General features: G+C 66.0%; 26 protein-coding genes. 12 read left to right on the top strand and 14 right to left on the bottom strand.

Annotation, left to right across the window (positions count from 1 at the left end; genetic code table 11):
- Positions 1–140: 140 nt before the first annotated feature.
- Positions 141–2,120, bottom strand: coding sequence for a hypothetical protein (locus ACP96_RS02400; protein ID WP_082222437.1), 1,980 nt, complete (start codon positions 2,118–2,120; stop codon positions 141–143).
- Between the two features lie 328 nt (positions 2,121–2,448).
- On the opposite strand from ACP96_RS02400, the gene ACP96_RS02395 reads away from it, so the two are divergent.
- Positions 2,449–2,709, top strand: coding sequence for a hypothetical protein (locus ACP96_RS02395; RefSeq protein ID WP_050023395.1), 261 nt, complete (start codon positions 2,449–2,451; stop codon positions 2,707–2,709).
- Between the two features lie 35 nt (positions 2,710–2,744).
- Here the strand turns inward: ACP96_RS02395 and ACP96_RS02390 are convergent, their stop codons facing one another.
- The gene (locus ACP96_RS02390; RefSeq protein WP_050031991.1) at positions 2,745–3,107 is read right to left on the bottom strand and encodes a HalOD1 output domain-containing protein; all 363 of its coding nucleotides are present in this window, start codon (positions 3,105–3,107) and stop codon (positions 2,745–2,747) included.
- Positions 3,108–3,254: 147 nt separating this feature from the next.
- Complete coding sequence (locus ACP96_RS02385) at positions 3,255–4,046, bottom strand: TrmB family transcriptional regulator (protein WP_050023397.1); 792 nt, start codon at positions 4,044–4,046, stop codon at positions 3,255–3,257.
- Positions 4,047–4,424: 378 nt separating this feature from the next.
- On the opposite strand from ACP96_RS02385, the gene ACP96_RS02380 reads away from it, so the two are divergent.
- From ACP96_RS02380 to ACP96_RS02370, 3 genes are all read left to right on the top strand, one after another.
- Complete coding sequence (locus ACP96_RS02380; protein ID WP_202593900.1) at positions 4,425–5,240, top strand: TrmB family transcriptional regulator; 816 nt, start codon at positions 4,425–4,427, stop codon at positions 5,238–5,240.
- 129 nt (positions 5,241–5,369) lie between these two features.
- Positions 5,370–6,143: a UTP--glucose-1-phosphate uridylyltransferase AglF gene (gene aglF, locus ACP96_RS02375; RefSeq protein WP_050031989.1), complete on the top strand. Its 774-nt coding sequence runs from the start codon at positions 5,370–5,372 to the stop codon at positions 6,141–6,143.
- Between the two features lie 312 nt (positions 6,144–6,455).
- Entirely contained in the window at positions 6,456–7,652 is a 1,197-nt protein-coding gene (locus ACP96_RS02370) for an orc1/cdc6 family replication initiation protein (protein ID WP_050031988.1), read from the top strand.
- A 137-nt stretch (positions 7,653–7,789) separates the two neighbouring features.
- Here the strand turns inward: ACP96_RS02370 and ACP96_RS02365 are convergent, their stop codons facing one another.
- Complete coding sequence (locus ACP96_RS02365; RefSeq protein ID WP_050031987.1) at positions 7,790–9,631, bottom strand: SLC13 family permease; 1,842 nt, start codon at positions 9,629–9,631, stop codon at positions 7,790–7,792.
- Between the two features lie 102 nt (positions 9,632–9,733).
- Between ACP96_RS02365 and ACP96_RS02360 the strand changes: the two genes are divergently transcribed.
- The gene (locus ACP96_RS02360) at positions 9,734–10,651 is read left to right on the top strand and encodes an NAD-dependent epimerase/dehydratase family protein (RefSeq protein WP_050031986.1); all 918 of its coding nucleotides are present in this window, start codon (positions 9,734–9,736) and stop codon (positions 10,649–10,651) included.
- A gap of 34 nt (positions 10,652–10,685) precedes the next feature.
- On the opposite strand, the gene ACP96_RS02355 is transcribed toward ACP96_RS02360, so the two are convergent.
- From ACP96_RS02355 to ACP96_RS02340, 4 genes are all read right to left on the bottom strand, one after another.
- Positions 10,686–11,099, bottom strand: coding sequence for a type II toxin-antitoxin system VapC family toxin (locus ACP96_RS02355; protein WP_050023399.1), 414 nt, complete (start codon positions 11,097–11,099; stop codon positions 10,686–10,688).
- Positions 11,096–11,344 carry an antitoxin VapB family protein gene (locus ACP96_RS02350; RefSeq protein WP_050031985.1) on the bottom strand — a complete coding sequence of 83 codons (249 nt, stop codon included), beginning with the start codon at positions 11,342–11,344 and terminating at the stop codon, positions 11,096–11,098. Before ACP96_RS02350 ends, ACP96_RS02355 begins: the two co-directional genes overlap by 4 nt.
- Before the next feature lie 74 nt (positions 11,345–11,418).
- Complete coding sequence (locus ACP96_RS02345) at positions 11,419–11,880, bottom strand: IS1096 element passenger TnpR family protein (RefSeq protein ID WP_050031984.1); 462 nt, start codon at positions 11,878–11,880, stop codon at positions 11,419–11,421.
- Between the two features lie 57 nt (positions 11,881–11,937).
- On the bottom strand, positions 11,938–12,909 hold the full coding sequence (locus tag ACP96_RS02340; protein ID WP_050031983.1) for a phosphoadenosine phosphosulfate reductase family protein: 972 nt from the start codon (positions 12,907–12,909) through the stop codon (positions 11,938–11,940).
- A gap of 182 nt (positions 12,910–13,091) precedes the next feature.
- Between ACP96_RS02340 and ACP96_RS02335 the strand changes: the two genes are divergently transcribed.
- Entirely contained in the window at positions 13,092–14,438 is a 1,347-nt protein-coding gene (locus tag ACP96_RS02335; RefSeq protein WP_050031981.1) for an alkaline phosphatase family protein, read from the top strand.
- Between the two features lie 177 nt (positions 14,439–14,615).
- Here ACP96_RS02335 and ACP96_RS02330 read toward each other — a convergent pair whose 3' ends face one another.
- Positions 14,616–15,503, bottom strand: coding sequence for a DUF7847 domain-containing protein (locus tag ACP96_RS02330; RefSeq protein ID WP_050031980.1), 888 nt, complete (start codon positions 15,501–15,503; stop codon positions 14,616–14,618).
- Positions 15,504–15,565: 62 nt separating this feature from the next.
- On the bottom strand, positions 15,566–16,891 hold the full coding sequence (gene aglM / locus ACP96_RS02325) for a UDP-glucose 6-dehydrogenase AglM (RefSeq protein ID WP_050031979.1): 1,326 nt from the start codon (positions 16,889–16,891) through the stop codon (positions 15,566–15,568).
- Positions 16,892–16,989: 98 nt separating this feature from the next.
- Here aglM and ACP96_RS02320 point away from each other — a divergent pair, with 98 nt between their 5' ends.
- The 3 genes from ACP96_RS02320 to ACP96_RS02310 all read left to right on the top strand — a co-directional run bounded on the left by ACP96_RS02320 (position 16,990) and on the right by ACP96_RS02310 (position 18,810).
- Positions 16,990–17,568: a TIGR04206 family protein gene (locus tag ACP96_RS02320; RefSeq protein WP_050031978.1), complete on the top strand. Its 579-nt coding sequence runs from the start codon at positions 16,990–16,992 to the stop codon at positions 17,566–17,568.
- Positions 17,569–17,640: 72 nt separating this feature from the next.
- On the top strand, positions 17,641–18,549 hold the full coding sequence (locus tag ACP96_RS02315; protein ID WP_050031976.1) for a ZIP family metal transporter: 909 nt from the start codon (positions 17,641–17,643) through the stop codon (positions 18,547–18,549).
- A gap of 51 nt (positions 18,550–18,600) precedes the next feature.
- Positions 18,601–18,810 (top strand): hypothetical protein, encoded by a 210-nt coding sequence (locus tag ACP96_RS02310; RefSeq protein WP_050031975.1) that lies wholly within the window; start codon positions 18,601–18,603, stop codon positions 18,808–18,810.
- Positions 18,811–18,847: 37 nt separating this feature from the next.
- On the opposite strand, the gene ACP96_RS02305 is transcribed toward ACP96_RS02310, so the two are convergent.
- The 3 genes from ACP96_RS02305 to aroC all read right to left on the bottom strand — a co-directional run bounded on the left by ACP96_RS02305 (position 18,848) and on the right by aroC (position 20,794).
- A complete protein-coding gene (locus tag ACP96_RS02305) occupies positions 18,848–19,177 on the bottom strand; it encodes a hypothetical protein (RefSeq protein ID WP_050023419.1) in 330 nt (109 codons plus the stop codon).
- Complete coding sequence (locus tag ACP96_RS02300; RefSeq protein WP_050023420.1) at positions 19,174–19,497, bottom strand: MarR family transcriptional regulator; 324 nt, start codon at positions 19,495–19,497, stop codon at positions 19,174–19,176. Before ACP96_RS02300 ends, ACP96_RS02305 begins: the two co-directional genes overlap by 4 nt.
- A gap of 109 nt (positions 19,498–19,606) precedes the next feature.
- A complete protein-coding gene (gene aroC / locus ACP96_RS02295) occupies positions 19,607–20,794 on the bottom strand; it encodes a chorismate synthase (RefSeq protein WP_050031974.1) in 1,188 nt (395 codons plus the stop codon).
- Positions 20,795–20,924: 130 nt separating this feature from the next.
- Between aroC and ACP96_RS02290 the strand changes: the two genes are divergently transcribed.
- The 3 genes from ACP96_RS02290 (at position 20,925) to hpt (ending at position 22,946) form a co-directional block, all read left to right on the top strand.
- Positions 20,925–21,146 carry a hypothetical protein gene (locus ACP96_RS02290; protein ID WP_050031973.1) on the top strand — a complete coding sequence of 74 codons (222 nt, stop codon included), beginning with the start codon at positions 20,925–20,927 and terminating at the stop codon, positions 21,144–21,146.
- Positions 21,147–21,206: 60 nt separating this feature from the next.
- Positions 21,207–21,986, top strand: coding sequence for an enoyl-CoA hydratase/isomerase family protein (locus tag ACP96_RS02285; protein ID WP_050031972.1), 780 nt, complete (start codon positions 21,207–21,209; stop codon positions 21,984–21,986).
- Positions 21,987–22,376: 390 nt separating this feature from the next.
- Complete coding sequence (gene hpt / locus ACP96_RS02280) at positions 22,377–22,946, top strand: hypoxanthine/guanine phosphoribosyltransferase (protein WP_050031971.1); 570 nt, start codon at positions 22,377–22,379, stop codon at positions 22,944–22,946.
- 230 nt (positions 22,947–23,176) lie between these two features.
- On the opposite strand, the gene ACP96_RS02275 is transcribed toward hpt, so the two are convergent.
- Positions 23,177–24,241 (bottom strand): hypothetical protein, encoded by a 1,065-nt coding sequence (locus ACP96_RS02275; protein ID WP_050031970.1) that lies wholly within the window; start codon positions 24,239–24,241, stop codon positions 23,177–23,179.
- Between the last annotated feature and the right edge of the window lie 96 nt (positions 24,242–24,337).

Genomic DNA, 24,337 nt, shown 5'->3' with positions numbered 1-24,337 from the left:
TTCACAATCTGATGACTGTTCAGCTAGCCAACCGGACCGGCAGACGACGATTCCGGCTCGAAGAAGGCGGTTGGGCGGGTGAACGCTCACTCCCGCGGGGCCGTTATGACTGTCTTAAGGCTTCGTTAACCCGACATTATTCAGTATTTCGCTCGGATCCGGGTGGGTATCTCGCCGCCGGCTCCGTCTGTCTCGTTGGTTCCGTCTGTCTCGTTGATCCCGCCAACACCACCGACACCGTCCGCTCCGCCAGCACCGTCCGCTCCGCCGACACCGTCCGCTTCGCCGACACCGTCCGCTTCGCCGACACCGTCTCCCCCGTCGTCGGCCTCATCGGACGTCTGTTCGGGGTCGACCAGATACACGTTCACCTCCCCGTTGTCGTACACGCGATTGACCGACGGGTCGGCTTCGAGGCGCTCGAAGTCCTCGGGGAAGAACGCCCACTGCTCGCGGTAGTCTGGGAACCGCTCCGGATACGTGATCCGTCCCGCCTTCGGTAACAGCAGGTACCTGTCGTCGTCGTAGCTCTGTCCGAGCCGCTCGTTGACGGTGTAGTTGTAGTGGTCAGGCGGCGACGAGCCGCCCCACCGGATCGTCTCGTCCGGCTGGTCCGTCCCGTAGTAGCGGTGGTAAAAGCGGTAGTGGTAGATCCCCTGCTCGTCGATGAGATGCTCCGGGTCCCGGTTCTCAAACAGCCACTCGGTCCCGTCGAGCTCCATCTCCGTGACCTGGTGGTTCTTATCGAACACGAGCGGGGACGAGAACATCCCGAACACGGACAGCAGAACCGTCACCAGCAACAGCCCGGCGAACGCGACGCTGACGACGGTCTGTCCCTCGATCGACTCTGACTGCTTCCAGAGGAGGTGGAACAGCGCTCCGACGAACGCCGCGGCGAACAGCTTCCCGAAGAAGAGGGGTCGGCCGAACCCGGCGATGAGGTCGTTCGTCAGGAACAGCGCCGCCATGAACCCGAACAGAAGCGTCGTGCTCCCGTACGCGAGCGTGAAGACGGCGGGTCGCTCGTCCCGGTAGTACCACAGCGCGACCGCGATGGCGAGGAACACCGACGCCAGTCCGAAGGCCAGTACGTCGGTACCGCGCTGAAGGAGTATGATCTGAAGGAGGTCGATCAGGTCGGGCGACGTGCGATCGACGGTCTCAGTGGTGGACTGTAGAGGGGAGGGGCCGCCGGCGGGACCCAGGAAGTCGTCGACGATGGTTCGGAACCGGACGATGATCCCGGTGTATTTCAGGTACCAGGCGACGAACAACACGGTCGTCAGCGAAGTGAGGTTCGGGAGCCCGCTCCACTGTGCTCGTATCGCCGGGAGCCTGTTGAAGACGCTGTAGGTGGCGAGCGTGATCAGCGTGAAGACGGCCGTCAGCGGGTGGTACACCACGACGCCGACGAGCGCGATCAACATCAGCGCACGGACGGGGACCGCATGCGACCCGTGCTCCTTGACCATGAGGTAGAGCAAGAAGGGGACGAGAAGGACGCTCAGGATGAACGGGACGGCATTCACATGGGCCGAACCACCGATCGGGACCAGTACGAAGGGCAGACAGAACGCCCGTCGTCGGGCGTCGTCGAACAGGTGATCGACCAGCAGCGCCATCGAGCCGAGGAAGACGGCCAAGAACACGACCGGGAGGAGGTTGATCGTGCCGATCTCCGGCAGTCCGGTCGCGGCTGCCAGCGTCTGCGTGAAGATGTGGGTCGGCGGATAGATGTTCAGGGTGATCCCGAGCTCCGGGAGGTCCTGTAAGAGCCCGATATGTGTCAACACGTCGGCCCGACCGTACACCGGGTATCCGCGGACGTACGGAAGCAGCACCAGAATGAATCCGGGCACGACGACGAGCGCCACCCCCGGGAGCACGTCCGCGGCCCCGCGCCCGTCGGCGATCCCGGCCAGTAGCACGACGAGCTGTCCGGCGAACATCGTCGCTATCAGGAGTACCCAGAACAGCGTCGGGTACGCGCGGTAGATCGAGATCTCGTAGCCGGTCGCCGGCGGGACCCGGTAGAGGATCCAGACCGCTCCCAACAGACACGCGGTCCCGACCGCTGCCAGCCACTTCGTCCACATCGTTCCGGTGTCGTCGTACATGTCGTATCGAAATCCGGCGGCCCGCGGGGCACAGACGATTGCGCCCGCGGACGGTACCTGTCCCGACACAGTGACCTAGTCCGTGTAGTAATTCCCGCGATAACGAGCGGTCTCTCGGCGCCGGCCGACTACCGGATCCATGCCGTCGACCACTTTGACCCCGAAAAACCGGTTCTGACGGCGATGGACGCGATCTCCGGCCCGGTCGATTAGTCGCTGGCGCTATCGGCGCGATCGCTGGCGCGGTTACCGCGAACTCTCGACCGGCCGTCACGGCCCGCCGGTTAGCACTGATATAACAACCCGTATCGAGGCGGTACCCCGCTCAATGACCTCCGAACTCCGCGGTCGGTTCCTCGTGACGTTGCTCGCGTGGCTGCTCGCGTCCCTCGGCGTGTTGGTCGCGGTCGACGAGTTCACTCCGCAGAACTTCTTCGTCGTCTCCTTCATCGGCCTGCTGTCGGTCATGCAGCTGTACGCGCCGACGGAGAGCGGCGATCGTTGGTGGCTCCCGCTTCGGGCGCTCGTCGTCGTCTGTTTTGCGGTGTTCGGCTACGTCGTCTACGTCCGGGTCACGGCCGTTTTTTGAGGACGGGACCTACCGGAACTCGCTTCCACTTCGACTCATTCGGGGCTCGTCGCGTCCGGATCGACTTCGCTCGTCGCGTCCGGACCGACTTCGATCGCGCCGCCGCTGTCGACCCAGACGAACGTCCCGTCGTACGTGAAGGAGACGGAGATGTTCCCCTGCGCGTCGGTCCGATCAGAGGTCAAGAGCCCGTCCAGCGCATCGACGTCGAGGGTGTCGTACAGGCAGGGCATCTCCAACGGGTCCCGCCCGTTTGCGGTCGCGACTGCCTCGACGACGGCCGTGCTCGGAGGCCCCGAGTCGTCCCACGCGGCCCGGACGGTCCGCGGCGATTCTCCCGTCTCCGACGACTCGCCGGTCTGCACGTCCTTCGTCGAGTTCGCGTTGTCGAACGTCATGATCTCCCCGTTCGCTGAGACGAGTCGACGTCTCGTCCGACTTCTCTCCGAGTGAGGTCAGTGTTGGTCATTATAGCATACACTACAGCTCCGACGTTCAAGAACGTTTGTGAGGATTCGGGTAACAGACCGGTCAGACCGGTTTCGTCATTCGCCGTCGCCGTTGAGCCACGTGAACATCGCTCTCAGCACGACCACGAGGCTGTTGTTCTCGCCGGCGCCCCAGATCGCGGTCTCGTCGCGCGGGGCCGGCGGATGCTCGCCGTTCCCGTCCACCAGCACGCTCGCGAGCGTCCGGCGGCCGTCCACCATCAGGAGCCGGCCGGCGGGGACTCCGCTCCACGTTCGGGGGGACTCGAACCCGCACCCGTCTGGGAGGCGGTCGTCGCTCCCGTCTGTCGCCGAGAAGTCCATCCCGGACACCCGGACGGCGACGCCGCGGTCGGCCGCGCTTCGGAGGGCGTCCACGACGGCGTCGGTCAGGAGGACGTCGAGCGTCACGAGGACGATCTCCTCGCTCGCGTCGTCGACGAACTCCACGACCCGGTCTGACACCATCTCCCGTCCCGTGACCGTCCAGACGCCGCGCTGTTCCCCGGTCGGTGACACCGGTTCGATCTCGTCGAGCGCCGCCGTCAGCGCGTCCGCCCGTCTCGTGTACTGTCGGTGGAACCGTCGACCGGTGGTCTCGGCCGACACCGCGGTGAATCGCTTTGGCGTGGACTGCTGGACATCAACGAGGCCGTGCTCTCGGAGTTCGGCGGTCGCGTCGTAAACGCGCGTGCGAGGGACCTCCGCCAGCGCGCTCACGTCCTTGGCCGTCCCCTCACCGAGACCGGTCAGCGCGACGAACGTCCTGGCCGCGTAGGTACTCAGGCCGAACGCTTCGAGCTGGTCGACGGCGATCGACTCCGGATCGTCCGAATCGTTGGAAATCATCTGAGGGGGTCAAAAACTACCCGAGGGGTAGTTCGGCACGCGGGCACAGAGTGGTTGGGACCCTACTGATCCCGCGTACCATCGATCGCTTCGTGACCCCGGGATATATTCTTATTGTGATTATGTGAGTGAAGGTGGGTGGCGGCGGAAACCCCACGAGCTTACCGAGCCGATCGCGGGGTGCCGAGCAGGCGCCGGATCGCGCCTTCGCTGGGACGCCGTTTCGGAGCGTGAAGCTCCGCGCGATAGGCGTCGATCTGGTGGCCACCGCGCGCACAGACCGGTGTCGACGGGGGTCCAGAAGGGGAAGTGATTTTCACCTTGGGGGTCAAACTCGCAGTAGCTACCGAATTGTCAGTAGCGAAATGGTTGGGACCCATGAATGATCTATCGAATCACGAACAAGCGATCGAGTTGCTTCAGGAGCTCGGGCTCAAAGAGTACGAGGCAAAGGCGTTCGTCGCGCTCACCCGGCTCCCGCAGGGAACCGCGAAGGAGATCAGCGATATCTCCGAAGTCCCCCGTACCCGGGTCTACGACGCCGTGCGAGTCCTCGAAACGAAGGGGTTAGTCGAGATTCAGCACGCGAACCCGCAGCGGTTCCGCGCCGTCTCTATCGACGAGGCGGCCGAGACGCTCAGGCGCGAGTACGAGGACCGAGTCGATTCGCTCCGGACGAGCCTCCGGGAGATCGAGCCCGCGGTACCGGCCGAGAACACGGAAGTCACCCACGAGGTGTGGGCGCTGTCCGGGGGCTCGGCGATAACCAGTCGGACCCAACAGCTGGTCGACGAGTCCGACGACGAGGTCATCCTCGTGATCGGCGACGAGTCGGCGTACACCCCGGAGCTGCAGGAACGCCTGCAGGCCGCCGGGGATCGAGACGTCAGCGTCGTGATCGGGATCACGGAGGAGTCGCTGCGGGAGCGCGTCCAACGCGAACTCCCGAACGCGAAGGTGTTCGCCTCCGGGCTGGAGTGGTTGAACAGCTCGGCCGAGACCGGCGACGAGACCGTGATCCGCCGGCTCCTCCTCGTCGATCGTAACACGATCCTCGTGAGTTCGTTCCACGAGGACTTGGGTGAGGGCCACGAGCACGAGCAGGCCGTGTTCGGGCGCGGGTTCGACAACGGACTGGTCGCGATCGTCCGTCGGCTGATGTATACCGGGCTCCTCTCGAACGTGGAGGCGTGAGCCGCGAACGCGGACCCGTGAGCCGCGAACGCGGACCTGTGACCGAACCCTCGTCGATGTCGGCTCGCGATCGGCCCGACACGCGTTAGGCGGCGTATATCCTTACCCCGCCCATCCGACCGGAGACCCATGCAAGCAGTGGTACTCGCGGCGGGGAAGGGGACGCGACTCCGACCGCTGACGGACGACAAGCCGAAGGTGCTCGTCGAGGTGAACGGGACGCCGCTGATCGAGGACGTGTTCGACAACCTGATCGACGCCGGGGCGACCGAGCTCGTCGTCGTCGTCGGCTACAAGGCCGAGCAGATCATCGACCGCTACGGTGACGAGTACCGCGACGTGCCGATCACGTACACGCACCAGCGCGAGCAGTTAGGCCTCGCACACGCCATCCTCCAAGCCGAACCGCACGTCGACGGCGACTTCATGCTGATGCTCGGCGACAACGTGTTCCGCGGCAACCTCGGAGACGTGGCCAGCCGCCAGCGAGAGACCCGTGCGGACGCGGCGTTCTTGGTCGAGGAGGTGCCCTACGAGGAGGCGTCTCGCTACGGCGTGCTCGACACCAACGAGTACGGCGAGGTCGTCGAGGTCGTCGAGAAGCCCGACGACCCGCCGAGTAACCTCGTCATGACCGGCTTCTACACGTTCACGCCCGCCATCTTCCACGCGTGTCACCTCGTCCAACCCTCCGACCGCGGCGAGTACGAACTCCCCGACGCGATCGACCTGCTCATTCAGTCCGGCCGCACCATCGACGCGATCCGGCTCGACGGCTGGCGGATCGACGTGGGCTACCCCGAAGACCGCGACCGCGCCGAGGACTGGTTGGACGAACTGGCCGAGGAGGACGACGATATCGAAGGGCAGGAAGACGGAGACGAAGCCGTCGTCGATAGTTGACTGCTGGACTGCTGAAGCGGGACGGACCCCTCGTTTCGTCTGTTGTCCGGAGGGTACCGGCGGGAGGGGTATATCGATCTCGCACCCCTCGTTTCGTCTGTTTTTTCGGGAAGACGATGGAGTACACTACGATCAGCGATCAGACACACCCCTCATTTCGTCTGTTCTGTAGCAGATATTCGGGTGTGGAAGTTCGATGAGCCCCGACGCTAGATCAGACATAACAGACGAAACAGAGTAAACATACAAAACAGAGTAAACAAACGAACCACATATTTAAGTTACTGAATACAGTTCCTCAGAGTATCCACGATGTCTGAAGACCTTTTTACGGAGATGACTGAAACCCTCTTCGAGGACAAGTCCATCCTCTCCGAGGAGTATCGTCCGGACGTCATCGTTGAGCGGGACGACGAAATTGACGCGTATCGATCCGCGCTAAAGGACGTTCTCTTCGGCCGAAACCCCGCGAACGTGTTTATCTATGGAAAAACGGGCGTCGGAAAGACGGCTGTCACGGAGTATATGATGAACGCCCTCCAAGCGGAAGTCAAACGGCGAGACGAAGCCGAGGAACTCCACGTTCACTTCCGCAACTGCAACGACGACAGTGTCTACAGAACGGTTCGATCGCTAATAAATAGTATCCGCGGAGATGAGGGAGAGTCGTTTCCGGAAACCGGCCTGTCGACGTCGCACGCTCTCGAAACGCTGTATGGGGAAATGGAGGCACTCGGTGGCACATTTCTGTTCATCCTCGACGAGATTGATCACCTCTCTGACCCCGATTCGTTACTGTATGAACTCCCTCGGGCACGAGCGAACGGTCACCTCGACGCGGCGCGGGTCGGCGTGATCGGAATCAGTAACAACTACACGTTTCGCTCGTCGCTGAGCCCGAAAGTCAAAGACACGCTGATGGAGAAGGAGCTGGCCTTTTCGCCGTACGATGCAGACGAACTTCAGTCGATCCTCACTGCCAGAGCCGAGAAGGCGCTCGTTGACGGTGCCTGTAAGGACTCCGCTATCAGGCTCGCAGCCGCGAAGGCCGCGAAAGACACCGGAAGCGCACGGCAGGCGATAGACCTCCTCCGCGAGGGCGGTGACGTCGCTGAAGAACAGGGAGCGACAGCGATCACCGACGATCACATCGAAGTGGCTGCTGCACGCGTGCAGCGAGGTCGTGTCCGAGACAAGTTGCGCGATCAGACGATGCACGGGCAGCTCATCTTAGAATCCCTCGCACGGATCGAAGGTGACGGGAACGTTCCCGCACGGTCAAAAGAGATTCAGGCGGTGTACGAACGCGTCGCGCGAAACTGGAGCCACGATCCACTAACCACGTTGAAAAGTATCCAGAATCATCTCGCCGATCTCACGATGCTCGGGTTTCTCGAACGCACCGAACAGAATGAGGGACGTGCAGGCGGCGTTCACTACCGGTACGAACTCGCGTTGGACCCCGAAATCATCTTAGAGACGCGCGAATCGATCGAGACCCAGCCGTAGTCGTCTTGACCGGAGAACAGACGAAATGAGGGGTGTGGTTCGAGTGAGACGAGTCCACCCCAAACTGCAGAGGCGAGAACAGACGAAACGAGGGGTGTCCGAGGGCACCCGTATCGAGCGGTCCGGACGGTGTGCGGTCAAACGCCCCAGATGACGGCGATCCCCGCCGTCGCGACGACGGCGAGGAGCAGCTGAAGCGGGCCGCCGACCCGCAGGAAGTCCGTGAACTCGTAGCCGCCGGGACCGTACACCATGAGGTTCGTCTGGTAGCCCACCGGCGTCATGAACGACGTGGCGGACGCGAACATCACCGCCAGCAGGAACGCGAACTCGTTGGCGCCGAGCTGCGCGGCCGCGTTGACACCGACCGGGATCATCAACACCGCCGTCGCCACCGGGGTGATGACGCTCGCCAGCACGCCGGCGACGACGTACAGGACGAACATGACGCCCACGGCAGGGAGGTACTCGTCGGTCGCGACGAGGAACTCCGAGACGAGGGCCGCGCCGCCCGTGGATTCTAACGCGATCCCGAGCGGGATGACTCCCGCCAGCAGAAAGATCACGTTCCACGAGACGGCGTCGTAGGCGTCGGCGGTCGTCAGACAGCCGGTGACAACCATCACGACGACGCCGGCCAGCGCCGCGATCACGATCGGGAGCACGTCGAGGGCGGCGAGCGCGACGACGCCGACGAGAACCCCGACGGCGATCGGCGTCTTCGGTGACAGCGGCGCGAGTTCGTCGATGTCCGCGTCGGCCAACTGATCGAGCGCGCGCTCGTCGGCGACGACGAGGTCACCGGTGTCCGTGAAGTACCGGACGGACGCCGGCGTCGTCCGGACCAACAGCAGGTCGCCCGCCTCCAGCGCGTGCTCGGCGAGGTCGGTGCGGAACAGGTCGCCGCCGCGGCGCACGGCGAGCACGCTCGTCTCGTGGAACTCGTGGAGTTCGGTCTCAGCCACGGTCTCGCCGACGAACGGCGAGTCCTCCGGGACGACCGCCTTCGCGAGCATGCCGTCGGTGTCGGACGACTCGAACGTCTCCTCGGTCACCGCCTCCCGAGCCCGCCTCCCGAGTTTCGCCGCTTCGCGGAATCGGGAGACCGCCTGTAGCGAGCCGTGGACGATCACGTCGTCGCCGGTCTCGATGACCCGGTCGGAGTGCGGGCCGGCGTACGCCTCGCCGTCCCGGCGGACCTGCAGGATCCGAATCTCTGGGTGCGCGCTGTCGAACGCCTCGACGGACAGGCCGACCGCGGCCGATCCCGGCCGGACGTACAGGTGTGTGAGGTAGTCGTCGAGGTCGAACTCCTCGACGGGGTCGCTGTCCACGGGGACGCGAGCCGGGGTAAGCCGCCAGCCGACGGTCAGTAGGTACGCGAGTCCGACCGCGAGCAGGACGGCGCCGAGCCCCGTGAACTCGAACATCCCGATCCCGTCGCGGCCGTCGATGAGGAGGCGTGCGAAGTCGCTGGCGAGGATGTTCGTCGACGTGCCGATGAGGGTGAGGGTGCCGCCGAGGATAGCGGCGTACGACAGCGGGAGGAGGAGCTTCGAGGGGCTCATCTTCGCGTTTTCGGCGAGTCCGGTGACCATCGGGATGAACACGGCGACGACCGGCGTGTTGTTCACGAATCCCGCGATGGGGCCGGTCGTACAGACGGTGGCGACGAGCGCGCGGAACTCCCGGCCCGCGGTGAAATCCGCGAGATAGACGCCCAGCCGTTCGACGACCCCCGTGTTCTGGACGCCCGCGCTGAGCATGTACATCGCGATGATGGTCACCGTCGCCGGGTTCGCGAACCCCGAGATCGCCGCCCGTGTGCCGACGCCGGTCCACGGTTCGAGGACGACGAGCGCGGCGACGACGCTGATCGCGGTGACGTCGTTGGGGACGACCTCGGTGACGAACGCCACCAACACGACGAGGATAAGCAGGAAGACGACGGCGGCGCCCGACACCTCGAAAATCGCCATACTCGGACGACTCGCGTCGGCGACTTTACTGTTCCCCTAGGGCCGCCCTTGGTCAGTAACCGAAACCGAAGCGATAATTCCCTCCCCCGACGACACACGCCCATGCAGAACAAGCGCGTTTTAGTCACGGGCGGCGCGGGCTTCATCGGCTCGACCCTCGCGAACCGACTCGCGGCCGACAACGACGTGATCGCCGTCGACGACACGTACCTCGGCACGCCCGAGAATCTCGATCCCGAGGTCGAGTTCGTCGAGGCCGACGTCCTCGACGACGAATACCCCGCCGACGTCGACGTCCTGTTCCACCTCGCCGCGCTCTCCTCGCGGAACATGCACGAGGAGAACCCCCAGCGCGGCTGTCGCGTCAACGTCGAGGGGTTCGTCAACGCGGTCGAGCGCGCCCGCCGAGAAGGATGCGAGACCGCCGTCTACGCCTCCACCTCGTCGATCTACGGCAGCCGCACCGAGCCCTCGCCCGTCGAGATGGACGTGGAGGCGCACACCGCCTACGAGGCCTCGAAGCTCGCCCGCGAGCGCTACGCCGAGTACTACGCCAACCACCACGACATGGCGATGGCCGGACTCCGCTTCTTCTCCGTCTATCAGGGATTCGGCGGCAACGAGGAACACAAAGGCGAGTACGCGAACACGGTCGCGCAGTTCGCGGACGCCATCGCCAACGGCGAGGCGCCCGAGCTGTTCGGCGACGGCACCCAAACCCGCGACTTCACGCACGTCTCGGACGTCGCTCGCGCCTGCGAGCTCGCCGCCGACCACGAGCTCACGGGAGTCTACAACGTCGGTACCCAAGAGGCCTACTCGTTCAACGAGATGGTCGCCATGATCAACGACGCGCTCGGCACCGACATCGACCCCGAGTACATCGAGTGCCCCTTCGACGGCTACGTCCACGACACCATGGCCGACTACTCGACGTTCCACGAGGCCACCGGTTGGGAGCCCGAAATCCGCTTCGAAGAGGGTGTCGAGATGGTGTGTGAGCCGTACCTCGACGAGTGATTCACTGGAACGCCGAGGGATATTCGGCCGCCGTTCAGAACTGCTCCCAGTCGACGACCGAGACGTTCTCGATGCGCTCGAAGTGATCGACGTTCGCCGTTAACACCGGCAACTGCTGTACACGCGCAGTCGCGCCGATGTACACGTCGTGGAGGTCGTCGAGCCGCTGTCCGCCGCCTCGAAGATCCGCGATTATCTCGGCGGCCGCCGTCGCTATCGGCCGCGAGATCGGGAACACGTCGAAGCGGGCGAGAAGTCGATCGAGGTCGTCCATCGCCTGTCGGTACGCGTCGGTCCCGCGATCGTACTGCAGTTCGACGCCGAGTCGGAGTTCCGTCACCGTCACCATGCTGATCGCGTGACGACCCTGCTCGTCAAGCGACTCCACTTTCTCATCAACCCCGCCGCGGTCGATGTCGACGACGACCGACGTGTCGAGCAGCTTCATCGGTCGGTCGGCTCCTCGTCATCCGCCCGCTCCGTCAGTCGCTTCAGCGTCCCGTCGCTCAGCCGCTTGATCTCGGCGTCGACCTCGGAGTCCGTCTCCGGATCGAGCACTTGCTGTCCGGTCACGTCCGCGAGCTTGCCCCCCTCGTCAAGCGTGTCGGCGATGAGATCGCTGAAACTCCGGTCACCCTTCTCGCGTTTGAGCCGACGGTACACGTCGTCGCTGATCGAGATGTTCCGGCTCATACTTTGCGTATGGGTACCCATACATAAATACGCTTGCGGGATCGCGAACGACGACGGCCTCAGCGATCGCGCTGTTACCGGTCGGACCCGTACTGATCGATCGGATCGCCGCGCTCGTCGACGACGTGAGGTTCCTCGTCCGTTGCCCCGTCCTCGACGATTTCCTTAAGAATCGCGTAGAAGCGCCACTCGTCGCCGTAGTCGTACACGTAGCAGATACGGTCACGCTCGTCGAGACCGAGTCGATCGGCCATCTCGTCGACTGTGGTCTCACCGGCGTCGTACGTCGTCTCGTCTGCCCGGACGAACGTCGGTTCAGCCGACTCGTCGAACTCCTGCGGTGACTGAAACTTGTTGTCGCTCTGCCAGTAGGCCTCATCCTCGCCGATGAACCAGAGGTGGCCCCGATCGAGCCCCATCGCGTCGTTGATCGTCGCCTGAAACTCGTCGAGCGTGCGGTTCCCTCCGACGGCGATGTCTCGCCAGCGGTCGGTCGGCTCCGGATCGTACTTGACGCGGAATCGATACGTGGTCATAGTCGATCCGACTCGCGCGAACGCAAAAGAAACGCCGGTCTCAGTCTCAGCCGAGCGTTACATGTAGCCGAGGTCGCGCAGGCGCTCCATCAGGTCCTCCTTGTCCTGGGCGCGGCCGGCGCGCTCGGTGGTGTCCTCGAGGTTCTGAAGCCACGCGGGCTCCTCGGTCGTCTTCTCCGTGCTGACCTCGCTGCCGAGCGAGCGGAACCCGGCGAAGTACTTCGGCGAGATCGGCACGTCCTCCTGCGTGACGCCCTCGGGCAGGTCGTCGTCGGCCTGCGGGATGTACCCCTCGTCGGGGAACGCCTCGACGGTGTCGGGGACGACGTAGTTCCAGAAGGCGTCCCACACGTCGGCCTCGGCGAACTGCAGGATGGGCTGGATGCGGTCGTGCGGCGGGAAGAGATCGGGGTCATGGCGCGGCGAGAAGAACGTCTCGTCGGCCCGTGCCTCCTGCTCGTCCCAGCGAACTCCCGAAATCACGCCGTCGATGTCGTACTCCTCTAAGGCGTTGTTGAGCGCGACCGTCTTCAGCAGATGGTTCCCGACGTAGGTGTCGAGCAGGAACGGGAACGTGTCCTCCTCGAACTCCAGGATGTCGCGGATGTGGTGCTGGTTCTGCTCGTTCAGCTCAGAGACCGGAATGTCGTCTCCGGGTTCGAGGCCGTGTTCGTCGACGTACGCGCCCACGTCCTCGTTGCGGGCGTACACGAGGTCGATCTCCCACTCGTCGGCCCAGTGCTCGACGAAGTCGGTGATGTCGTCGAAGTGCTGGAAGTGGTCGATGAACACCGCGGTCGGCTTCTCGTAGCCGAACTCCTCGGCGACCTGGTTGATGAAGTACAGCGTCAGCGTGGAGTCCTTCCCACCCGTCCACATCACGGCCGGGTTGTCGTACTGCTCTAACCCCTGGCGCGTGACCTCGATCGCCTTCTCGATTTTGTGCTGTAGCGACGGGTAGTCCGCCGGATCCTCGCCCTCGCCGTCGGCGTAGTCGACGTCGACGCTCGCCGGGAAGTCGTCGGTCATACGCCGGATATGTCTCCGCCGAGGGGAATAGGCCTTCTGCATCGGCTCGGCTTGCCAGCGCGCGCAGATCGCGGCGCCATTCGCCGCGAACGCGGATGGCGGCACCATTCGCCGCGACCGGCGGATCGCGGCGTCATTCGCCAGAACACAAGGGATTTGTCGACTCGAAGTCATCCTCGTCCATGGGACTGTTCGATCGGCTGCGCGGCGACGACGACGAGCGCGTGGTCTTTCTCGGCATCGACGGCGTACCGTACGACCTCGTGCAGGATCACCCCGACGTCTTCGAGAACTTGACCGACATCGCCGAATCGGGCTCGGCGGGGCGGCTGGAGAGCATCGTGCCGCCCGAGTCGAGCGCGTGCTGGCCGAGCCTCACGACGGGGGTAAATCCCGGCGAGACCGGGGTCTACGGCTTCCAAGACCGTAAGACCGACTCCTACGAGACGTACGTTCCGATGGGGAAACACGTGTCCGCGACGCGGCTGTGGGACCGCGTCACCGACGACGGCCGCGACGCGACCGTGCTCAACGTCCCCGTCACGTTCCCGCCGTCGAGCCGGATCCAGCGACAGGTCTCCGGATTCCTCTCGCCATCGCTCGACGCGGCCGCGAGCGACGACGCGGTCCGGCAAGTCCTCGAGGACTACGACTACCAGATCGACGTGAACGCGAAGCTCGGACACGACGACGACAAGACCGAGTTCATCGAGAACGCGCACGCGACCCTCGACGCCCGATACGACGTGTTCACGCACTACCTCGATCAGGACGACTGGGACCTCTTCTTCGGCGTCTTCATGAGCACTGACCGGGTCAACCACTTCCTGTTCGGCGACTACGAGAACGACGGGGAGAACAAGGACTCCTTCCTCGAGTTCTACCGGACCCTCGACGAGTACATCGGCGAGATCCGCGATCGGCTCGACGACGACACGACCCTGATCGTCGCCTCCGACCACGGGTTCACCGAGCTGGAGTGGGAGGTGAACTGCAACCAGTTCCTCGCCGACGAGGGATGGCTCTCGTACGACGGCGACGACCACGACTCCCTTACCGACATCGACGACGAGGCCCGGGCGTACTCGCTCATCCCCGGCCGCTTTTACCTCAATCTGGAAGGCCGCGAACCCGAGGGCGTCGTCTCCGAGTCGGAGTACGAGGCGGTCCGCGAGGAACTCATCGACGACCTCGAATCGCTCACCGGCCCCGACGGCCGGCAGGTGTGCAAGCGGATCGTGAAAGGCGAGACCGTCTTCGACGGCGACAACGACGAGATCGCGCCCGACCTCGTCGTCATCCCCGCGGACGGCTTCGACCTGAAGTCCGGCTTCGGCGGCAAGGAGGCCGTCTTCACCGAAGGCCCGCGCAACGGGATGCACAAGTTCGAGAACTCGCTGCTGTACTCGACCGACCCCGACCTCGACGTCGAGGGGTCGAACCTCTTCGACGTGACCCCGACGATCCTCGATCTGATGGACGTCGAGCACGACGGCGACTTCGACGGCGACAGCCTCCTCGACGCGTGAACCGATATCGGCGGAACTCTCCCGGCCGCGAGGGGTCGGGCCCGTGGAGGTCCTCCCACCTAATCGTGATATCGCTGTTCGCTGCCTACATGCGGTCTGCTTAATCGTCGCGGCCGCGCCTCGAACGGGGCATCGTCGCGAGCGTCTGTGGAGAATCGCTCTCGGCGTCGTCGTGGATTAGGGGTGGCGGTCAGGGGCGCCAGACGGGGTTGTCTCCGGGCGAATCGCCTCGTAGAACGCGACCGAGTACGTCGTGTAGAAGGCACCGGACAGGGCGGTCAGGAGAACGTACCCGATCGCACCGACGACGGCGACGCCGGTCGAGTAGCCGAACGGAATTAGCTCGGCGATCGGACTTCCCGGCGGCTGCGGAGCGAGGACGAACGACGCCGCGGCGGCGAGCGCTCCCACGAGCACACCGCCGATCAGAAGCAGGACTGAGTAGCCGAGCACGCTGAGGAGGTTCGAGCGAACGAGCCCGACGCTTCGACGGAACCCGTCGACCAGCTCGCGGTCGTCCAAGACGATGGCGTGCGCGTAAAACTGGATGAGGAACGTGATCAGGAGATAGACGAGTACGAGCCCGACGGCGACGATTCCGACCACGGCCAGCAGGGTCAGACCGCCCGGGACGCCGCCGGCACCGGCCGCCGGGTCGCCGAGCCCATCGGGACCGGAAACCTCGCTGAACGACGTGCCGAGGACGGCGATGAAGAGTCCGAAGAACGCGATGAAGCCGAATACGAGGTTGATCGCAAACAGCACGAAGTACGCGAGCAGCAGCGAGATGTAGTTGGCTTTCCCCTCGGCGACGAGCGTCGAGAGTCTCGTCTTCCCGCGGATCGCCTCGCTCCCCATGGCGAGCATACCGCCCTGAAAGAAGGGAAGCACCAGGAGTAACAGGCCCGTCATGACGAGCGAAATCACTGACGCGAGCAACGGCTGCGTCGGTTGAATGAGTAGGTTCGGAAGCTGTACGAGGCCGTACAGCGCCGTGATGGCGATCAGGATCGGATTGCGAGCAACGCCGCCGGCTGCGGGTCGAAGGGCTTGGAGGGCTGCCATACGTCCAAATTTATTCCAGATTACATAAATGGTACGGTGCGTCTCGCGACGGACGGCACCGGCTACCAGGTGAGCCCCTCGTAGGTGAGCCCCTCCCGCCGCTCGATCACCCGGCGGCCGTCGATCACGACCGGAGCCCCCATCGCGTCGAACGCGTCGTCGAGCGCCGCGAACTCGTCCCAGTCGGTGACGACGAGCGCTGCGCTCGCGCCGTCGAGCGCAGCCGCGGCCGAGTCCGCGTACTCGATATCGGGGAACCGCTCGCGGGTGTTCTCGGTCGCGACGGGGTCGTACCCAACGACTTCGGCGCCCCGCGCTTGCAGTCCCTCGATGACGGGAATAGCGCGGGAGTTCCGGACGTCGTCGGTACCGGGCTTAAAAGCGAGCCCGAGCACCGCGACGCGCTCCCCCGCCACGTCGGCGTGGGCGTCGAGCAGTTCCAGCATGCGCTCCGGCTGGCCGTCGTTCACCGCGACCGCGGCGTCGAGGAGCGCTGGCTCGTAGCCGGCCTCGCGGGCCGCCGCCCTAATCGCATCGACATCTTTGGGAAAACAGCTCCCGCCCCAGCCGACCCCCGAGCGCAGGAACTTCGCCCCGATCCGGTCGTCGAGCCCGACCGCGTCCATCACCTCGTAGGCGTCGATCCCGAACCGCTTGCAGATGTTTCCGAGGTCGTTCGCCAGCGAGATCTTCGACGCGAGAAAGGCGTTGTTGGCGTACTTGATCATCACGGCCGTCTCGGGATCGGTCCGGATAACCGGCACGTCGCCGTCGGTCGCGGCGACGAGCGGCTCGTACAGCGCTTCCAGTCGCTCCGTCGCCCACTCGGACTCGGTCCCGAAGACGAGCTTGTCCGGGTGCTGAAAGTCGTCGACCGCGGTGCCCTCGCGGAGGAACTCCGGGTTGGTCGCGAGCTCGACGTTGTCGGCCGCGTCGCCGGCGCCCTCGAACAGAGCCTCGCGGACCTCCCCGACGCCCGGCGGCGTGATCGTGCTCTTGACGACGACGAGGTGGCGGTCGTCGGGATCCGCGGTCGAGGAGCCGTCGCCCTCCCGGCTCTCCACCAGCGCTTCTCCGGTCATCTCCGCGGCCGCGGTGAGCGCTCCGAGGTCGATGCTCCCGTCCTCGTTCGACGGGGTGCCGATCGCCAGGAACGTCACGTCGGCGTCGGGAACGCTTTCGTACTCGGTGGTCGCGTGGAGTCGGTCGCCCGCGTGCTCGGCCAGCAGGTCGTCGAGGCCGGGCTCGTGGATAGCCGCGTGCCCGTCGTTGATCGCCGCGACCACGTCCGGATCGATATCGATCGCGGTCACGTCGTGGCCCGCGTCCGCGAGGCAGGCCGCGAGGGTCGTTCCGACGTAGCCGCTTCCGACGACGGTGACTTGCATACCGGACCAAGCGACCCCCGACTCAAAGAACGTTGTGCGTCCTCGGACGCGAGACCGCGTCCAGATGATACTTATCCGCGGCCCGCCGAGACGACCACATGGTAGTGGGGTCGGGATCGGAGACAACGAGATCGCGGCGACCAGAGTCAGACGACCGCGCCGACCGCGCCGACCGCGCCGACCGCAGCGACCGCAGCGACCGAACCTCTCGCCGGAACGCTTGGCTCCTCGTCGTTGCCCTCCTCGCGGTTCCGATGGCGGTGGCCCCCGGCGACGATCTCACGGTCGTGAGCCTGTGGGGGTTCCTCAACACGGCCGGTTCGGGAGCCGCCGCCGGTGGCTATCCCGTGTGGGCGTACTTCCTCGACCAGCCGCGCCCGTTCGGGTCGCTCCCGGCGTCGATCCGGGCGTGGCCGCTCGCGATCGGCTTTCACGTTCTCGCGGCGGCCAGCGCGACGGCGGGGGTCGCGCTCGGACGGGAGGACCGGCGCGTCACCGGCGGGCTCCTCGTCCTCGCCGCGGCCGCGAGCCTGTGGGTCTCCGTCGGCGTCGCGACCCGGTTCGGCGTCGGGACCACGTCTGGGTGGCTCGCCGTGATCCCGGTCGGCGCGCTCGCGGCACTGGCGGTCGCCGTCGGCGTCTACGGGCGCGACCTCCGGAACGCGTTCGAGCGCTGACCGCGGCGTCGACCGACCCGAACGACGCCGCTGTCGGCCGCATTTATGTGCCCGTGGAGGGAACCGCACCCCATGACGACGCTTTCGACCGTCGTAGCCGTCAGCGGCGTGACGGGGCTCGCGACGGGCCTCGGAGCGCTCCCGGTGTTCTTCCGGGCCCGTGTCACGCACCGCGTCTACGACGCCGCGCTGGGGCTCGCGGCCGGGCTGATGGTCGCGGCCAGCGTCTTCGGGCTGATCATCCCCGGAATGGAGGAGGGGACGCTCACGGCGGTGATGGCCGGGCTCCTCCTCGGCGGCGTCGGCCTGCTCGCCGGGAACTACGCCATTCCCCACCTCCACGCGCAGTACCGCGAGTGGCTCCCCGAGGGCGGTGCGACCGGCGACGACGCGGCCGCGATGCCGATCTCCGACGAGAGCAAACGGCCGGACCGTGAGCTTTCGGAGTTCACCGGCCCCGCTGGCTCCGCCGGCGCCACGGCGTCCGCCGACTCAAGCGAGTCCGCCGCCGCGGCCGCAGAACGGCAGGTCACCCTCCGGAAGGCCCTGCTCATCGGCAGCGCTATCACTCTCCACAACGCCCCGGAGGGGCTGGCGATCGGCGTCGCGTTCGCGTCGGGGTTGGAAGAGATCGCACTGGTGCTCGCGGTCGTGATCGGGCTCCAGAACGTGCCCGACGGGTTCGCGTTCGCGGTCCCGATGGCGGAGACCGGGATGTCGAACCTGCGGGTGATCTGGTACACCACGCTCTCGGGAGTCGTCCCCCAGGTCGTCGCCTCCGTGTTCGGATTCCTGCTCGTCGGGTTCGCGGCCGGGCTGTTCCCCGTCGCCTCCGGGTTCGCCGCGGGCGCGATGCTCGCGGTCGTCTTCCGCGAGCTGATCCCCTCCTCGCACGGTCACGGCCACGCCGACGCCGCCACCGGGGCGTTCCTCGTCGGCTTCGTGCTGCTCGTCGTCGTCGACGCGGTCGTCGTGGTGTGAGTCGCACAGCCGCGCGACGCCTTTTCAACGCGGCACGCCCTGTGTCCGGCTATGTCCACGAGCGTCTCCGTGCCCGACGCCGACCAGCCCTGCGCCTACTGCGGCTCGCGGATCTTCGAGCACGACCCGATCTGCGTGCGCGACTGCGACGACGGCTGCGGCTCGCCCGCCTACTTCTGTCACTACGCGTGCCTCTCTGCGCACGTCGACGAGAACGACCTCACGGCGGGCGACGCCTGCGAGTGGTCGCCGGGGGAGTGAGAGCGGATATCGATCGCGACCGGGCGGTCGCTAACAGTCACAGAACGCCGAGATATCCTGCCGTCGCTCTCGCAATCGTCTCCGTCGTCTCGTCTGTCAGTCGCCCCTCTTCCCCGTGGATATCCGCGTGTCGTATCGTCACGACGGTCCACGGATTGACGTACGTCTCTCGCGGAAGTCCGCCGGCGACGAAGTCGGCCTCCGTGAGCGGAATCGCGGCCGACCGTCGGGTCGTCGTCGCGGCGACGTAGACGGCCTCCTCGTCCGCAAACGGGTGGGTGTCGTCGTTGATCCGGACGTACGGCCGAAAGTCGTTGTCCGCGAACAGATCCGGTCCCTTGACCACCGTCCCGCGTTCGCCGGTCACGCTTCGTCCTCGCCGTAGTAGTCGTCCATCGTCGACGCCGAGCTGGCCGCCTGCTGTGCGGCGAACGACGCGAGCCGATCGTCATCGGCAATCGCCCAGTACCGGCCGCGGTGGCGCACGAGTCCGCGGTCCTCCAGTCTGGAGAGCACGGTGCCGACACTCCCGCGTTTGATACCCGTTCGCTCGTGGATCTCGGTCTGCGTGAACGCTTGATCGTCGTGTTCAGCGAGGAACGCGAGGATGCGGTACGGTTGAGTCCCGGCCGCCACGTCGAGAGCCGCCTCCGGCTCCTCGTCGAACGCGTCGATACCGATCGGCATACGAAATAGTTTGTAATACTCTGTAATAAGCGTGATGGCGAGGACTCCAGTCGAGTCCCCATGAACATCGAGAAAAGCGAACGGTGTCGTCGAAGGACTCGGTCGTTCGCTACTCGTTATCGGGACTGCTCGGGTGGTAATCGGTATCGTACTGGCCCGGGTTGCCGTCGACGCGGTCGGGATTGATCCGGCCGGCGAGCAGCATGAAGTCGAGGACGGTGCAGTACAGCATCGCCTCGACGACGGGGACGGCCCGCGGCGGGAGCACGGGGTCGTGGCGGCCGACGACCTGCACGTCCTTCTCCTCGCTCGTCTCCCAGTCGGCCGAGCGCTGCTTCTTCGGGATCGAGGTGGGCGCGTGCCACGTCGCCTCGCCGTAGACCGGCTCGCCCGTAGTGATCCCGCCCTGGAGCCCGCCGTGGTCGTTGCCGACGGGGACCGGGTCGCCCTCCTCGCTCTCGACGTGGTCGAAGGACTCGCCGTCGTCGAAGGTCCAGTCCTCGTTGCGCTCGCTGCCGGAGACGTTCACGGCCGCTTTCCCGAGCCCGAACTCGACGCCCGTGGTCGCCGGGATCGAGAACATCGCCTGTCCGAGCCGGGAGGGGAAGCCGTCGAATCGGGGCGCGCCGAGCCCGCGGGGGACGCCGCGGCACTCGAAGTAGATGGAGCCGCCGATGGAGTCGCCCGCCTCTTGATACCGTTCGATCAGCTCCTGCATCTCGGCGGCCGCCTCTGGGTCGGCACAGCGCACGTCGTTCTCCTCCGAGTGTTCGAGGATCTGCTCGAAGCTCACGTCGTCGGCCTCGACGTCGCCGATCCGGTTCACGTGCGCTTTGATCTCCACGTCGTGGTCGGAGGCGTCGAGCACCTGCTCGGCGACCGCGCCGGCAGCGACCCAGTTCACCGTCTCGCGCGCGGAGGAGCGCCCGCCGCCGCCCCAGTTGCGCGTGCCGAACTTCGCGGAGTAGGTGTAGTCGCCGTGGGAGGGGCGCGGCGCCGTGACGTACGGCTCGTACTTCCCCGAGCGCGCGTCCTTGTTCTGGATCACCATCCCGATCGGCGTGCCGGTGGTGTAGCCGTCCTGCACGCCGGAGTTGACGACGACCTCGTCGGGCTCGCCCCGCGAGGTCGTGATCATCGACTGGCCCGGCTTGCGCCGGTCGAGCTGCGCCTGAATGGCCTCCTCGTCGAGCTCGACGCCGGCGGGCACGCCCGAGACCGTCACGCCCATCGCGTCGCCGTGGCTCTCGCCGTACGTCGTCACCTGGAAGAGCCGACCGAACCGGTTCCCGTTCATACGCGACCGTATGGCCGAGGGCATATAGGGGTTGCAATCCGCGCAACCGACCGAACCTGCAATCCGCGCAACCGATCGGCGCCTCGCCGCGACCGGTGGTGGTTTATCAGCGGGTCGCGTTGTCGTGAGCGTGCGCGATCGACTCACCTCTGACCTCGGTGTGTACGCCTTCTCGGGGCTGTTCTCGCTCGTCGTGTTCGCTGTGGCGCTGGGGATCCTCGCGCGGACGCTGCCGGACGGGCTCGGCTCCCGCCAGCTCGTCGGACTCGTGTTCGGCTACCTGCTGTTCATCGGCGCATACACCACGGCGTGGTACATCTACAGCGAGATCGACAGCCGCGAGGAGATCTAGCGCGTTCACTCGAGATTCCGCCTGCCGAACGACTATGGCGCCGGCGAGCGACGTGCCGGTATGACGTGGGACACGATCACGCTCGACGTCGACGACGACAGCGACGTAGCGACGCTCACCGTCGACCGCCCGGAGCAGCTCAACGCGCTCACCGTCGACACGCTGGAAGCGATCGAGGACGCGCTCGGCGAGGCCGAGACGGCCGGCGCCCGCGCGCTCGTGCTCGCCGGCGCGGGCGACGAGGCGTTCGTCGCCGGCGCGGACATCTCCTACATGGTCGAGCTGTCGACGCCGGAGGCGCAGGCGTACGCGGAGCTGGGCCACCGCGTCGCCGACGCGATCGAGTCGTTCCCGGCGCCGACGGTCGCGGCGATCGACGGGTACGCGTTCGGCGGCGGCTCGGAGCTCGCGTTGGCCTGTGACCTCCGCGTCGCCGCCCAGAGCGCCGTGATCGGGCAGACCGAGATCGACCTCGGGATCATCCCCGGTTGGGGCGGAACCCAGCGGCTCTCGCGGCTGGTCGGCGACGAGACCGCGAAGCGACTCGTCTTCTTAGGCAAGCGGGTCGACGCGAGCGAGGCGGCCGAGCTCGGACTCGTCGGCGAGGTCGTTCCGGACGAGGCGTTCGACGACCGGATCGACGAGCTGGCGGGGGATCTGGCCGCGAAACCGGCGTTCGCGACCCGCGCGGCGAAGGAGGCGCTCAACGCCGCCCGCGACGGGTCGGGGGCGAGCGGGCTCGCCCTGGAACGTCGGGCGTGGGCCAGCCTGTTCGGCACCCACGACCAGCGCGAGGGGATGGCCGCGTTCTTGGAGAAGCGGGAGCCGGAGTTCGAGTAGGCGAAGTCGGGGACCGGAACCAGAGTGATGCGGTGGCGCGTGCCGACGAACGCCCGGAGGGCGTGAGTCGCACGCGCGAGGGAGTCGGCTCGGCGTTTATAAACGCCGAGCCGACGAGGCTGGGGAGGCGTGAGGTGCGGGGCTGTGCGGTCGGGTGGGACTCAAAGGGGCAGTCGCCGGCGGCTTCGCCGCCGGCTGGGGCTTTGGAAGAGTTCCCAACCGATCCCTACTCACTCACTTATAAGCGGGCGGCTGGGGTTTCTGTGACGTTCGCGGATTGCGTCAGTTCCGGGACGGGATCCACGACCAAGGCGCGACTGCTGCGTGCCACCGGCCCGCACCGAGCAACGCAACCGCCACGCTTTATTAATCCGCCCGAGTACCGGCGACATGGACCAGTTGCGGCAGTCGCTCCTCGACGCGCCGATCATCGAGAAAGGCGAGTACCAGTACTTCGTCCACCCGATCAGCGACGGCGTTCCCATGCTCAAACCGGAGCTCCTCCGGGAGATCGTCATCCGGATCATCCGGAAGGCGGAGCTGGAGAACGTCGACAAGATCGTCACCCCCGCGGCGATGGGGATCCACATCTCCACCGCGCTCTCGCTGATGACCGACATCCCGCTGGTCGTCATCCGCAAGCGCCAGTACGGCCTCGACGGCGAGGTCCCGCTGTTCCAGGAGACCGGCTACTCCGAGTCGGAGATGTACATCAACGACGTGGAGGAGGGCGACCGCGTGCTCGTCCTCGACGACGTGCTCTCGACCGGTGGCACGATGAAGGCCATCCTCGACGCGCTGACGAACGAGGTCGGCGCCGAGGTCGTCGACGTCGTCGCCGTGATCAAGAAGGCGGGCGAAAACGAGCTCGATCAGACCGATTACAACGTGAAGACCCTCATCAACGTCACCGTCGAGGACGGCGAGGTCGTGATCGTCGACGCGAAGGGCGACGACTGATCGGAAGCCGGGCGGTCCGATCTCTGGCGCTTGTTGTACCCTGTGGAACCCGTCTGCCTCAGAGATATCTCCGTCCGAAACGCTTGGTGACTGAAGACTGCTGCTTAATCGGGGAGCGGGAGTGGGCGACGTACTCACTCTCCGTGTCACTCGCCCCTGCTCCGGTACGACCCGCGCGTTTCGCACACCGCTACCTACGAATCGCCGGCGGAGCGCGGTCGGGTCCTCACCTACAGATTCCGCTCGATATACCGGTTCATCGACTGCACCCGATCGGGCTCGAACGTCCACAGTCCGCGCCACGTCCGCGGCTCGACTTCGACCGCGAGCAGTCCCACGCCGCCTTCGATCCCGCGTGTGAGATCGCTTCCGGAGTCGACATCGACCGACTGAGGCCCGCCCGGCGGGCGGTATACCACGAACCAGCTGTCGGTGAAGTCCCGGGTATCGCCGGCGTGGATCACCGCCTCGAGGTCGCGCGGGAGGTCGTCCGGGATCCCGTAGAGGTGCGTGTCGACGCCCGCTTCGGAGACGCGCTCGTACACCTTCCGGGTCCCGACCTCGTCGTCGATCCGCGAGAGTCGCTGGAACGACGACCGGAGCGTCCCGTCACCGGCCATCCACGCGGCGCGCTCGATGAACCGCGAGATGGTGACTAAGAGGAGCTTCTGCCGATTTGACTCGGGGTAGCCGCGCAGCGAGAACGTCGTGTCGGCGAGCCCGCCGATCACCGAGGGGAGGTCGATGTCGTCGAGGCTCCGGGTTCCGGTGACGTACAGGTCAGAGTTCACGAACAGCACCGCGTCGCCGAGCTTGTCGAGCGTCGACCCCGCGACCACCTCGCCGTCCTCGACGAGCAGCGCGAGGTTCTCCAGCTCCTCGGGATCGTCGCCGTCGAAGGGGACGTCGTCGTGCCGTCGAAGGGTCTCGACGTCGATCACCGGGCTGGAATCGCCGGGCTCGGGTGTCCCGCGGTCGGCGACGCCCGCGCCGTCACCGCGTTCGGAACCGTCGCCCGGCCCGATCCCCTCGCCGTTCCGGTCGACGATCCGGTCCGTCGTGAACTCCCGCGTGGTGAGCCCGCCGCGGGAGTCGCGGCGGTTCGCCTCGCCGCCGCGGTCCCGATCGGCCCGGGGTCGTTCGCTCGTCCGTGTCGTTCCGTCGACCACGTTCACCGCGTCCTCCCCGAACGTGTCCACGAGCATGTTCAACACCGGATCCGGGTCGGTGCGGTTGACGACGACGATGGACCGATCGGCGCCGTCGAATCGGTCGAGAAACTGTGCGAGCGTCACGTCCGCAGAGTCGCCGCGTTGCGTTGATAAACGTTCGCTCGCGGTTATCCGGTCTGAAAAACGGGGCGAAGAACTCCGTCCTTCCCCCCGCAGTCG

Source organism: Halorubrum halophilum (assembly GCF_000739595.1).
GTDB lineage: Archaea > Halobacteriota > Halobacteria > Halobacteriales > Haloferacaceae > Halorubrum > Halorubrum halophilum.
This window is presented reverse-complemented; position numbering and strand designations above follow the sequence as displayed.